The following is a 12593-nucleotide window of genomic DNA, read 5'->3' as shown; positions in this document are numbered from 1 at the left end:
TGGACGGTGCAGCGAACAGACGAACTGGAAGAAGCCGATGAACACAGGGTCCGAAAACGTCCAGGCGACCGAGGATGCCGCACCGGTTGAGATGCTGGTGCAGCTGTTCGAAGCACATGGCTGGCCTTGTGATTTCGTCAGCGACGATGAAGTCAGCGGGGAAATTCAGGGAAGCTGGACCAGCTACAAGCTGCGCGGCGTCTGGCGGCGGGAAGACAATGTCCTGCAGATACTCTGCCTGCCCGAAATCCGCATCCCCCGGGAACGGCACAAGCAGGCGTTCGAACTGGTTGCGCTGATCAACGAGCAGCTCTGGCTTGGCCACTTCGACATCTGGTCCAACGGCGGCATCCTGCTGTACCGCCACGCGCTGATGCTGGGGGAGGACGGCCTCCTTACTCTGAGAATGGCCCGCGCGGCAATCGATGCGGCGGTGACCGAGTGCGACCGGTTCTACCCTGCGTTTCAGTTTGTACTGTGGGGCGACAAGAACCCGCGCGACGCGCTGGAAGCGGCGCTGGTGGACCACGCCGGGGAAGCCTGAGATGGGCGATTTCGCCTCCATCCTGATCGTCGGCTGCGGGAACATGGCCGGGGCGATGCTGGAAGGGTGGCTGGTGGGCGGGCTGGCCCCGCAGCGCTTCACCGTCGTCAGTCCCAGTCCGCGCGATTTGCCCGAAGGCGTTGCGCAGTTCCGATCCCTGGCGGAATGCCTGCCGTTGCAAGGCAGTTTCGACGCAGTCCTGCTCGGCTTCAAGCCGCAGAAACTGGCTGAGCTGGCGCCTTCAATCGCGGAATGGGCGCGGGGCGATACGGCGGTGATCTCGATCCTAGCCGGGGTGGAGCTGGAAACGCTGGCGCGCCGCTTCCCCGAAGCCGGCGCGGTGGTGCGGGCCATGCCCAATCTTGCCGTTGCGCTGGGCAAGTCTCCGATCGCGCTGGCGGAACGCGGACTGGATGATCGGGGGCGGACGGCTCTGGTCCAGTTGATGAGCCCGCTCGGCACGCCCGAATGGGTTCCGGAAGACCAGTACGAACTGGTCACGGCGCTGGCTGGATCGGGGCCTGCGTTCGTCTATCGCTTCATCGATTCTCTGGCGCAAGGCGCAGAGCAGCTCGGGCTGGCGCCGGATCAGGCGGGGCGCCTTGCGGTGGCGATGGTTGAAGGCGCCGCGGCGCTGGCTGCGTCCTCTCCGCACGATCCGGCGGAACTGGCCCGGCGCGTAGCCAGTCCGGGCGGGGTAACGCAGGCAGGGCTGGACGTTCTCGATGACGATCAGGCACTTGCCGCGCTGATTACGCAGACTTTGCGCGCGGCGCGGGATCGCAGCGTGCAAATGGGCGCAGAAGCCGCATCGTCTACTCTCGGTTTTGCTTGAAATCGAAGGGATTCCCTCCGATATTCCCAAGTGACCGGCCCGATTGCGAGGCTGGAAAAGGAGTTAGGAAAGACAATGGCAAACTGGAATGACCCCCGGACAACCCGCGAGGGCTTCGGCGTGTCTCCGAGCCTGAACGGTGCGGTTGCCGCCGGCGATCGGTTCGACGCCGGGCTGCGGCGGCACATGCTGTCGATTTACAACTACATGGCGTCGGGCGTGCTGCTTTCGGGCGTTGTCGCGCTGCTGTTCGCCAACTCCGGCATGGCTGCGGCCGTGCTGGGCAGCGGGCTTGGCCTCGTGTTGGCCTTCTCGCCGCTGGTAATCGTGCTTGCGATGAGCTTTGGCGCGAATCGGTTTTCCGCCGGAACGCTTCAGGCCCTGTTCTGGGGCTTTGCAGTCCTGATGGGGCTTTCGCTGTCCAGCATCTTCCTGATGTACACCGGTGCATCGGTTGCGGCGACGTTCTTCGCCACCGCCGGCGCATTCGCCGGGTTGAGCCTGTACGGCTACACCACCAAGAAGGACTTGTCCGGCTGGGGCAGCTTCCTGATCATGGGTGTGATCGGCCTGCTGATTGCCAGCGTGATCAACATCTTCCTGCAGTCGCCGGCCCTTATGTGGGCGGTGAGCTTCCTGGGCGTGCTGATCTTCGCCGGCCTGACCGCGTACGACACGCAGATGCTGAAGCGGCAGTACGATACGGTCCGCGGAACGGAATGGGCCGCCAAGGCGGTGATCCTCGGGGCGCTGAACCTGTACCTCGACTTCATCAACATGTTCATGTTCCTGCTGCGCTTCATGGGCACCAGCCGCGACTGAGCCTGATTGCCTGAAGCGGGATCGCTTTATCGCGCCCGGCGTGCCTCCTGGCATGCCGGGCGTTTTCTTTGGTTCTTCAATGCGGTAAGCTGCGACTCATCTGGCCTTTGAGCGGGGAGTTTCGATCGGCTTTCCCGGATTGGAGAGGGGTTCGCGTTAGCCATGTTTGATATTCGCCGCACATCGGTCCGCAAATTGTTCGTGGCAACGGGGCTGGCTGTCCTTGCCGGCTGCGCCACCACGCCTCCGCCGCCTCCGCCACCTCCGCCGCCTCCTCCACCACCCGTCGCGGTGCCGGAACCGATCCCGCCCCGGCCTACGCCTCCGATTGGGGCCGACGCCTATTTCGTGACGCCGCAGATCGGCCCCGATGGTAAGCGCCAGACCGTGAACAGCTACGTTGAGGGCGCGCAGGCGGTCTGGAACCTTCGTTCCGGGCTCAATGTCGCGGCGCTCAATTGCCGCGAACCGGATGATCAGCCGATCCTCGATGCCTACAAGGTTCTGCTAAAAGACCGGGCAAAGGATCTGAAGGCGGCCGGCAAGGCGCTGGACAGTGAGTATCGCCAGCGGTTCGGCGCTACCTACAAGACGGAACAGGACTACTTTAACACGCGGGTCTACAACTACTTCTCGCTGCCGATGGCGCAGGACGATTTCTGCCTGACCGCGCGTAACGTGTCCTGGGGCATTCTGCTGCTCCCTCCGCAGGACATGGAGGAGTATGCCGCGACGACTCTGCCGTTGCTCGATCGGCCCTTCCTGAAGTTCTACGATGCCTACGATCAGTACCGGCGCGATCTCGCGGTCTGGGACCAGAAGTACGGTGCGCCCGAGGGTGACATGCTGGCCTCCGATGCGGCAATCGTGGAACAAGCGAGCGCGGGCGTTCCGGTAGGGGCGGCGCTGGGCCTTTCCGTCCCGGCTATCGAAGGATCCGTTCTTACCGGATCAAGCCTCGATTTGGGGCAAGGCGGGGCGGCAACCGAATTGCTCGCTCAGTCGGATGAGGGTGTAAATTAGTCCTTCCAACGGCGCGGCCTCTTCGTTAAGGGCCGCGCTTGGCGGAAGTCTTCCGCCACTCGCACTGGAACGGGGCCGTAGCTCAGCTGGGAGAGCGCGTCGTTCGCAATGACGAGGTCAGGGGTTCGATCCCCCTCGGCTCCACCAGTGCCCGATCCCGCAGCAGCCGAGTTTTCCCCTGACCGTTCGCGGTTCGACAAACCGCGCGCGAACAGGCTAAACCGCTCTCATGCATTTTCTCGACCAGGCAAAGATCTATATTCGCTCAGGCGCAGGGGGACCGGGTGCGGTCGGCTTCCGCCGTGAAAAGTACATTGAGTACGGCGGGCCCGATGGCGGCAACGGCGGCGCCGGAGGCGACATCGTGTTCGAAGCCGTGCCCGGCCTGAACACGCTGATCGATTTCCGCTACACCCAGCATTTCAAGGCTCGGCGGGGCGGCCACGGCATGGGTCAGAACCGCACCGGGGCCAGCGCGTCCGACCTGGTGATCGAAGTGCCGATCGGCACCCAGATCATCGATGAAGACGGGGAAACCGTGCTTGCTGACCTGACCGAGGAAGGCCAGCGGATCGTAATGCTCCGCGGCGGCTTGGGCGGGCGCGGCAATGCCAGCTACAAGACATCCACCAACCGCGCCCCGCGCCAGCACCAGCCGGGTGAGCCAGGTGAGGAGATGTGGGTCTGGCTGCGGCTGAAGCTCCTGGCGGATGTCGGTCTGGTCGGCCTGCCGAACGCCGGGAAGTCGACCTTCATCAACCAGGTGTCCAATGCGCGGGCGAAAGTGGGTGACTACGCCTTCACCACGCTGATTCCCAAGCTCGGGGTCGTGCGCCACAAGGGGCGCGAGTTCGTGCTGGCCGATATTCCTGGCCTGATCGAAGGCGCGGCCGACGGGGCAGGCATCGGGGATCGCTTTCTCGGCCATATCGAACGGTGCCGGATACTGATTCACCTGGTCGACATCACCGGACCGGATCCCGCCGAAGCGATGCAGGTCGTGGACCGGGAACTGGAAGCTTATGGCGCCGGACTTGAGGACAAGCCCCGGATCGTCGTGCTCAACAAGGTGGACCTTGCCGATGCCGAATTGGTCGAGGCCTTCGCGGACGAATTGAAGCAGGCTGGAGCAGAGCAGGTGTTCGCCATCTCCGGATCCACCGGAGCGGGGGTTGAACGGCTGCTCGATACCGTGCTCGAATCTCTCCCGCACCGCACGTCCAGCGAAGAAGGTGGCGGCGAACCGACAGAGGAAGAAGGTGAGGAGCGGCCCTGGTCGCCGATCTGACCTGGGACAGGCTTCTCAATCCCGACCTGTCCCGCTAAGCCCGGCCGTGATGCCGATCTCCCGTCTCGCCGACCTCGTCGACGCGCAATGCGCACCTCGCCTCGTGCTCAAGGTCGGATCGGCGTTGCTGGTCGGGAGCGGGGGAGCCGCGCGGCGGGAGTGGCTGGAAAGCCTGGCCAAGGAAATTGCCAGTATCCGTGAACGCGGGCAGGACGTGATCGTCGTCAGTTCCGGAGCCATCGCGCTCGGGGCTGCACGGCTCGGCCTCCCGAAAGGTGGGCGGGGCAGTCTGGCAGATGCGCAGGCCGCCGCCGCCGTCGGGCAGATCGCGTTGGCGGGCCTGTGGTCGGAGTTGCTGGGAGCGCACGGACTAACCGCCGCGCAATTGTTGGTCACGCTCGACGATCTCGAAGACCGGCGCCGGTATCTCAACGCCGCCGCGACGCTGGGCCGCCTGCTGAAGGCAGGCGCCGTGCCGGTGATCAATGAGAACGACTCGGTCGCGACCGAGGAAATCCGTTTTGGGGACAACGACCGCTTGGCGGCCCGGGTGGCTCAGGCGGCGGGAGCCGATGCGGTGGTGCTGCTGTCCGATGTCGATGGCTTGTACGACCGGGATCCCCGGGACCCGGAAGCGCAGCTGCTCCCGCGCGTAGAAGGCGTGACGGACAGGATCCACGCGATGGCCAGCGGGTCCTCTGGATCCGGGATGGGGTCCGGCGGGATGACGTCCAAGCTGCAGGCAGCCGAAATCGCCGAACGGGCAGGGATCGCGCTGGCGATCATCAACGGCACGCATACTGCCCCGCTCGCCCGCGCTTTTGGGACCGACCGGGGCACGGTGTTCCTCCCCCGGCGCAAGGACGCCGCACGCAAGGCATGGCTCGGCGGCCGGCAGCGGATGAAGGGCGCGCTGGTGGTCGATCAAGGCTGCGCGGCGGCGCTGGCCCGGGGCGGCAGCTTGCTTGCGACGGGGATCACCGCGGTGGAAGGACGCTTTACCCGGGGCGATCCCGTCGCCGTGCGTGCCCCTGATGGCAGCGCGCTGGCGCAGGGGCTGGCGGAATACGCTGCCGACGAGATCGACCGGATCAAGGGCCATCGCAGCGAAGCCCATCAGGACTTGCTCGGCTATGAGCCGCGCGCGGCAGTGATCCATCGCGATCAGCTGGTGCTGCTTTGATCGTCGCTGTCACCGGCGCAACGGGTTTCGTTGGCCAGATGCTGCTGGACGAAGCGGCGGGCGAGGGGGTGGAGGTGCGCGCCCTGACTCGCAAGGACCAGCCCGGGCGGGACAAAGTGGAATGGGTGCGCGGTGACCTTGCCGACAGCGCGGCGCTGGCCCGGCTGGTCGGGAATGCCGAGGCAGTGATCCACGTCGCCGGCGTGGTCAACGCGCCCGATGCGGCAGAGTTTGAGGCCGCAAACGTCACGGGCACCCTGCAAGTGATTGAGGCGGCGCTGGCAGCCCAGGTCCCGCGGATCGTATTCGTGTCCTCGCTCGCGGCGCGCGAGCCGGAGCTTTCGGCATATGGCGCGTCCAAGGCGCGCGCGGAGCGGATCGTTGCTGCCAGTGGGCTGGATTGGACGATCGTTCGCCCGCCCGCGATCTATGGTCCGCGTGACCGGGAGATGTTCGAGTTGTTCCGCGCGGCCAAGTGGGGCGTGGTGCCGATGCCGCCAAATGGGGCAAGCTCGATCATCCATGTCGCCGATCTCGCCCGGCTGCTGCTCGCCCTGTTGCCCGGGGGTGAAGACGTGACCGGGCAAGTTTTCGAGCCGGACGACGGCACCCCCGGCGGTTGGAGCCACCGCGAACTGGCGGAGGCGATCGGTCAGGCGATGGGGCGCAAGGTGCGCGTGCCGAACTTGTCGGAAGGCGCGCTCAACCGCCTTGCCGGCCTTGATCGGCTATTCCGGCGCGAGAAGGCCAAGCTGACACCCGACCGCGTCGGCTACATGGTCCACCCGGACTGGGTGTGCAGCCCGGAAAAGGCGGTCCCGCCCACGCGCTGGAGCCCCCAAGTCCCGGCGCAACAGGGGCTGGCGGCAACCGCGTCCTGGTACCGGGAGCAGGGCTGGCTGTAACGGTCGGAGGACCGTCCCCGCAACAATTCACGGCGCGCTCGCAACGCCTTGTAAAACTCGCCGGCCCCGTCTAGGGCGCTGGCTCTGAATGCGGAGCGGTGGCCGAGTGGTCGAAGGCGCACGCCTGGAAAGTGTGTATAGGGTAACCCCCTATCGAGGGTTCGAATCCCTCCCGCTCCGCCAACAGGCCTTCCATTGTTCGCTGGCTCGACAAGAGCAAAGGCGAGCCCGCCCAAGGCGATCCTCTCTCGATCTGCATCGTCCGGTAGGGAAGCCGGGTTGACCACCCTGCAGGCAGCGCTCACCGCCTCCTGCAGTTCGCTTCTCTCCACCGGCGGCTCTGGCTTTTCCGATGTGCCGAGCTCGGCCAGCCGCTCGGCCGCGGCATCTCTAACGCGTCCCACGGTTTATGCTCCGTGATCCCTTCACGGATCGCAGTGGGGTTTCCTGGAGCACCGGCCGGTAAGTGGGCCCGGACTTCTCCGGGCTGTAGTAACGACCGCGAACTTTAGCCCACAGGCTCAGGCGACCGACAGCGGCGCCAAGGGAGCGCCGAACTCAAGAGGGGGCGGTCCAGTCCGCGATTCAAAAGAATGCCTCGGGAACGCCGGGCCCCTCTCACGCAGTCAGCCCGACAGTGATTCGATGTAGGCTCGCCACCCGCCGAAACGCGTGATCTCTTCGGCCCCGTCAAGCGCGCGCGGCTCAGCGACGAAACCCTTGACCGTGGTCCCGTCCTCCAGCGTTACGGTCCCTATGGCAAGCGGCGGGGGCACTTCGGCGACGAAGCTGCCGAACGCTGCCGGATCGAGGGCATAGACTTCGACCTCGATCGAGCTGCCGCCCGGACCATGAACCATGGCCGGCTTCGGCGGAGTGCTGTTGGCGATGGCGTAAAGCCGATAGTTGGGGGCGGTGCGGCAGGCCCGGACCAGCCGCGCATCCCGCGTTTCGAGCTGCCAGTGCAGCGGCATTCCGGCGAGGTGGGCTCCGACGACGGCGACTTTGATCTGGTTCATGCACGCTCCCGATCAGGAAAGGACGACAGAGCAGGCTCTGCCGCAGCGAGGTAGTCCCCGGCCAGCTTCAGCAGCGCGGCGTCAGCCCAGGCGGGGCCGATCAGCGTGATGCCGAAGCCGGTCCGGTCCTTACGAAAACCGGCCGGAACCGCGATTGCGCTCATGTCCAGCAGGTTCACGAAATTGGTGTAGAGGCCAAGGTTGCTGTTGAGCGTGATCGGATCATCGAGGAGATCCGCGATCCGGTAACTGGTCGGTGCGGTCGGCAGGACCAGCGCGTCGATCCCATCCCACATTTGCGCTGCGCGGCGGATCTGGGTCTGCAGGCGGTACTGGGCGCGGAAGGTGTCGACCGCGGTGACATTCAGCCCCTGCTCAACGATCGCGCGGACCACCGGATGAAGGGCTGACGGATCATCCCGCAGCAGGTCCGAAAGGGCGGCTGTGCGCTCGGCCACCCAAGGACCCTGATACAGCATCGCCGCGGTGTCCTGGAGAAAGCCGATGTCGCTTTCGACCGGTTCCATCCCGGCGCCTTCGATTGCCTTCAGAGCTGCATCGAACAGCGCCGGGGATTCCTCGTCGCCGCACCAGTTCAACTGGTCCGGCCTGGGAACACCGATCCGCCTGCCGAGCGCGCGATCCTTGGTTTGCCGGGAATAAGGATCTTCGGCATCGAAGGCGGCAAGCACCGGCTCGATCAGCGCGATGTCGGCGAGATCGTTCGCGAACAAGCTGATGCAGTCGAGCGAGCGGCATGCGGGAACCAGCCCCTGCGTGCTCCAGCGGCCCTTGGTTGGTTTCAGGCCGACGAGTCCGTTCAGCGCCGCCGGGACGCGGCCCGATCCCGCGGTGTCGGTGCCAAGCGCAAACGGGACGAGGCCCGCAGCGACCGCGACCGCCGAGCCCGAGCTCGATCCACCGCTGATATGCTCTTCGTTAAGGACCGAGGTGCAGATCCCGAAAGGGCTGCGCGTGCCCACCAGTCCGGTCGCAAACTGGTCAAGGTTGGTCTTGCCCATGCACACCGCGCCGGCTGCTTTCAGGCGATCCACTACGGTGGCGGAACGCTCCGCTGCGTAAGTGAAGGCAGGGCAGGCGGCGGTGGTGGGCATCCCGGCAACGTCGATGTTGTCCTTCACCGCGAAGGGCACCCCGGCCAGCGGCAGCGTTTCCCCGGCCGCGATCCGGGCGTCGACTTCGGCCGCTTGGGCGCGCACCGTTTCGGGATTTGGACGATGAATCCACGCCTGCGGCTGGACAGCATCGTAGGCCGCAATCCGGTTGAGGCTGACCTCGACGAAGTGTGTGGCGCTTGCCTTTCCCGCATTTACCGCTGCGGCGATTTCGGCGGCGCGCATCAAGCGGTCTCCTCCTGGGCGATGGCGAACATCGGCGCCCCCGGGGTCACGCTCTGCTGCTCGGACACGAAGACGCGCGAAACGGTCCCGGTCATCGGGGCAGGCATTGCGCACTCCATCTTCATTGCTTCGATCATCGCGATGGGATCGCCCTTTTCGATCCGGGCTCCCGGCTCAACGAGGAGCTTCCACACCACGCCTCCAAACGGGGCCTCGACCAGATCGCTGCCTTCCGGCAGTTCAATGGGGGTCTGCTCCGCAACCGGCGCGGCTTCGCCGAGCGCCTCGGCCCGAGCGAACTCGCCGCGCCGCTCCCAGTCTTTGCGCTCCGTGGCGAACGCCGCTTCGCGCGTCTGCTGGAAGGCGGCTATGCTCTCCCGGTTTTCCTTCAGGAAGGCACGGTATTCTTTCAGGCGAAATGTTTCCTGATCGATCCGCAGCTCCCGGCGCCCGAGCGGGAAGTCGCGCCGCCATTCCGTCAGTTCTTCATGACTGACAGGGAAAAAGCGGATCTGGTCGAAGAAGCGCAACAGCCACGGCTTGCCTTCGGTGAACGCCTGCGTCTGGCGATAGGTGTTCCAGACCTGGATCGTCCGGCCGAACAGCTGATACCCGCCCGGACCTTCCATTCCGTAGATGCACATGTAGGCACCGCCGATCCCGACGACGTTCGGCGGCGTCCATGTCCGTGCCGGATTGTATTTCGTAGTCACGAGCCGATGGCGCGGATCGATCGGAGTCGCGACCGGCGCACCGAGGTAGACGTCACCAAGGCCCATCACGAGATAGCGGGCATCGAACACCACCCGCCGCACGTCCTCTATGCTGTCGAGGCCGTTGACGCGGCGGATGAATTCGATGTTGTCGGGGCACCACGGCGCATCGTCGCGAACCGACTGCATGTATTTTTCGATGGTTTGGTAGATCGCCGGGTCCTGCCAGCTGAGCGGCAGGTGCACGACGCGCGAGGCGATCTCGAAATCATCGAGCGATCCCAGCCGCTCCTCGGCCGCGACCAGTTGATCAAGCAGGTGCTTCTGCGCGATTTTGCGGCTGTCGAAGTGAATCTGCAGCGAGCGGATCCCGGGGGTCAGATCGATGATCCCGGGAAGCTGCATCCGTTCGAGCTCGAGCATCAGCGCGTGGACGCGCAACCGAAGCTCCAGGTCAAGCACGATAGGGCCATATTCGACCAGCAAGTGAGCATCGCCTTGCCTCCGGTACAGGGCCCGTGGGCGGTTTCCTGCGCCTTCGATTTCGTGCAGGATCGGGGAGCCGAGCGCAATGGCCTGTACCGGCTGCGGCGCAGGAGCGGTCAGTGTCTCCACCCGCTCATCCTGCTGCCGGAGGGCTGCGGCCGCCGCTGCATCGTCCACCAGCTCGAAACGGACGTGGTTGCCGGGGGCGAGTTGGCCGACTTTCCACAAGTCGGCTTCGATCACCACGAACGGGCAGACGAACCCGCCAAGGGAAGGTCCGTCCGGCCCGAGGATGATCGGCATGTCGCCGGTGAAGTCCACTGCCCCGACGGCATAGGCGTTGTCGTGAATGTTCGAGGGGTGCAGCCCCGCTTCTCCGCCGTCGCTGCGCGCCCAGCGCGGCTTTGGGCCGATCAGGCGAACGCCGGTGCGGCTCGAGTTGTAGTGAACCTCCCAGGCCGTTTCCCGGACCATGTCGATATCTTCGGTGGTGAAGAAGTCCGGCGCACCGTGCGGGCCGTAAAGGACCCGCAGCTTCCATTCCTTCGCGATTTCCGGCTTTCCACCCGAACTCAGCGGCTGGGTGGCGGCCTCGTGCGCGGGGGCCAGCAGGTGCAGCACGTCCCCTGCGGAAACAGCTCGCCCAGCGTGGCCGCCGAATTCCCCGAGTGTGAAGGCGCTGCGCGACCCGAGGTAGAGCGGCACGTCGAGACCACCCCCGATCAGCAGATATCCGCGCATCCCCGCACCCGTAACGCGGCCGATTTTCAGCGTAGCGCCGGCGGGAACGGTCACCGGCGCGTAGACGGGAACCGGTTCGCCATCCAGCTCGGCCGCGAACTCGGCGCCGGTGAGGCAGATTGTCACGGCGGCGTTGAACTGCAGGGTCGGGCCGGTGGCGGTAAATTCGAGGCCTGCTGCGTTCTTGTCGTTGCCCAGCAGGCGATTGCCGAGCCGAAAGGCGAGGGAATCCATCGGCCCCGAAGGCGGGACGCCGACATCCCAATAGCCGAGCCGCCCCGGATAATCCTGAACCGTCGTCGACGGGCCTCCGCTCAGAACCCGGATCGTCTGCGGCGACCAGTCGACCTCCGCCAGTGCGCGGGTCGAGACTTCGCCGGAAACAAACGGCGCGCTGCGCACCACTTGCCGCAGCCAGTCGAGGTTCGTCTCGATCCCCGCCAGCCGGGTGTCGTCGAGTGCCGCCTGCATCGCCGCGACCGCCGCTGCCCTGTCGGGTGCGGTGACGATCAGCTTCGCCAGCATCGGATCATAGAAGGCGCTGACTGCAGAGCCGGTAGCGACCCAGCTGTCGGCTCGCACGTTCGCTGGAAAGGAAACCTCGTTGAGAACGCCCGAACTCGGCCGGAAGTCCTGATCCGGGTCCTCGGCATAAAGCCGGACCTGGATCGATGCTCCTTTGGTCTGCCCGTTCCACTGATCGAGGAAGCGGAAGTCCCCGGCTGCGCCACGAACCATCCATTCGACCAGATCGACCCCGGTGACCTGCTCGGTCACCCCATGTTCTACCTGGAGACGGGTGTTCACTTCCAGGAAGAAGAAGTCGTCCCGCTCTGCATCATAAAGAAACTCGACCGTTCCCGCCGAACGATAGCGGGCTGCGGACGTCAGCGCGACGGCCGCTTCGATCAGCGCCGCGCGGGTTGCGGCCGGCAGGTGTGGAGCGGGCGTTTCCTCGACGACCTTCTGGTTGCGCCGCTGGAGGGAGCAATCCCGCTCGCCAAGAGCGATGACCTTGCCGTTTCCATCGCCGAACACCTGAACTTCGATATGCCGAGCGCGGGCGACAAAACGCTCAAGAAACACGCCGCTGTCGCTGAAGTTGCCTGCTGCCAGTCGCTCGACTGCGGCAAACGCATCGGCAATGGCTCCCTCGCTCTCGCAGACGCGCATGCCGATACCGCCGCCGCCCGCCGTCGCCTTGAGGATGACGGGAAACCCGATCTCCTGCGCGGCGTCGCACGCTTCGTCCGCGTTGCGGAGCAGGTCGGTCCCGGGGGCAAGCGGAACGCCGCTATCTCGGGCCAGGTCGCGTGCGGTATGCTTCAGGCCGAAGTCGCGGATGTTCTCGACCGTGGGCCCGATGAAGACGATCCCGGCGGCCGCGCAGGCGTTGGCGAAGCTCGTGTTCTCCGACAGGAATCCGTAGCCGGGATGAATTGCGTCGGCCCCGGTCTCACGCGCGGCGGCGAGGATTGCCTCGACGTTCAGGTAGCTTTCGGCCGCAGGGGCCGGGCCGATCCGCACTGCTTCATCGGCTTCGGCAACGTGCAGCGATCCGGCGTCGGCATCGCTGAACACCGCGACCGACCGGACGCCCATCCGGCGCAAGGTGCGGATTATTCGGCAGGCGATCGCGCCCCGGTTGGCGATCAGGACCTTCTTGAACATCG

Annotated in this window: 8 protein-coding genes, 2 tRNA genes and 1 pseudogene; 9 read left to right on the top strand and 2 right to left on the bottom strand. The window is 65.6% G+C overall.

What is annotated here, in order from left to right; all coding sequences use genetic code 11:
- The first annotated feature begins 37 nt into the window (after positions 1–37).
- The 9 genes from ELY13_RS01080 (at position 38) to ELY13_RS01040 (ending at position 6783) form a co-directional block, all read left to right on the top strand.
- On the top strand, positions 38–544 hold the full coding sequence (locus ELY13_RS01080) for a type III secretion system chaperone family protein (RefSeq protein ID WP_126172024.1): 507 nt from the start codon (positions 38–40) through the stop codon (positions 542–544).
- A 1-nt stretch (position 545) separates the two neighbouring features.
- Positions 546–1379, top strand: coding sequence for a pyrroline-5-carboxylate reductase (proC, locus tag ELY13_RS01075; protein ID WP_126172023.1), 834 nt, complete (start codon positions 546–548; stop codon positions 1377–1379).
- 75 nt (positions 1380–1454) lie between these two features.
- Positions 1455–2201: a Bax inhibitor-1/YccA family protein gene (locus ELY13_RS01070; protein ID WP_126172022.1), complete on the top strand. Its 747-nt coding sequence runs from the start codon at positions 1455–1457 to the stop codon at positions 2199–2201.
- 162 nt (positions 2202–2363) lie between these two features.
- Positions 2364–3224, top strand: a complete 861-nt coding sequence (locus tag ELY13_RS14900; protein WP_164549661.1) for a hypothetical protein — start codon at positions 2364–2366, stop codon at positions 3222–3224.
- Positions 3225–3295: 71 nt separating this feature from the next.
- Positions 3296–3371: transfer RNA gene (locus tag ELY13_RS01060), tRNA-Ala, on the top strand.
- 82 nt (positions 3372–3453) lie between these two features.
- On the top strand, positions 3454–4512 hold the full coding sequence (gene obgE / locus ELY13_RS01055; RefSeq protein WP_126172021.1) for a GTPase ObgE: 1059 nt from the start codon (positions 3454–3456) through the stop codon (positions 4510–4512).
- A 49-nt stretch (positions 4513–4561) separates the two neighbouring features.
- Positions 4562–5695, top strand: coding sequence for a glutamate 5-kinase (gene proB / locus ELY13_RS01050; protein WP_126172020.1), 1134 nt, complete (start codon positions 4562–4564; stop codon positions 5693–5695).
- Positions 5692–6600 (top strand): NAD-dependent epimerase/dehydratase family protein, encoded by a 909-nt coding sequence (locus ELY13_RS01045; RefSeq protein ID WP_126172019.1) that lies wholly within the window; start codon positions 5692–5694, stop codon positions 6598–6600. The genes proB and ELY13_RS01045 overlap by 4 nt, the downstream gene beginning before the upstream one ends.
- A 92-nt stretch (positions 6601–6692) precedes the next feature.
- Positions 6693–6783, top strand: a tRNA-Ser gene (locus ELY13_RS01040).
- 443 nt (positions 6784–7226) lie between these two features.
- On the opposite strand, the pseudogene atzF reads toward ELY13_RS01040, so the two are convergent.
- Positions 7227–8980: pseudogene (atzF, locus tag ELY13_RS01035) on the bottom strand (allophanate hydrolase).
- A complete protein-coding gene (gene uca, locus ELY13_RS01030) occupies positions 8980–12591 on the bottom strand; it encodes an urea carboxylase (RefSeq protein ID WP_126172018.1) in 3612 nt (1203 codons plus the stop codon). Before uca ends, atzF begins: the two are co-directional and overlap by 1 nt.
- Positions 12592–12593: the final 2 nt, after the last annotated feature.

It is taken from the genome of Altericroceibacterium xinjiangense, from assembly GCF_003958635.1.
GTDB classification, from domain to species: Bacteria; Pseudomonadota; Alphaproteobacteria; order Sphingomonadales; family Sphingomonadaceae; genus Altericroceibacterium_A; species Altericroceibacterium_A xinjiangense.
The sequence above is the reverse complement of the archived record's forward strand: the minus strand, read 5'-3'. Positions and strand labels throughout refer to the sequence as shown.

Excerpts from the sequence above, each read along its gene's own strand:
- ELY13_RS01080 (WP_126172024.1), top strand. The coding sequence starts at position 38 with ATGAACACAGGGTCCGAAAACGTCCAGGCGACCGAGGATGCCGCACCG.
- proC (WP_126172023.1), top strand. The coding sequence starts at position 546 with ATGGGCGATTTCGCCTCCATCCTGATCGTCGGCTGCGGGAACATGGCC.
- ELY13_RS01070 (WP_126172022.1), top strand. The coding sequence starts at position 1,455 with ATGGCAAACTGGAATGACCCCCGGACAACCCGCGAGGGCTTCGGCGTG.
- ELY13_RS14900 (WP_164549661.1), top strand. The coding sequence starts at position 2,364 with ATGTTTGATATTCGCCGCACATCGGTCCGCAAATTGTTCGTGGCAACG.
- obgE (WP_126172021.1), top strand. The coding sequence starts at position 3,454 with ATGCATTTTCTCGACCAGGCAAAGATCTATATTCGCTCAGGCGCAGGG.
- proB (WP_126172020.1), top strand. The coding sequence starts at position 4,562 with ATGCCGATCTCCCGTCTCGCCGACCTCGTCGACGCGCAATGCGCACCT.
- uca (WP_126172018.1), bottom strand. The coding sequence starts at position 12,591 with ATGTTCAAGAAGGTCCTGATCGCCAACCGGGGCGCGATCGCCTGCCGA.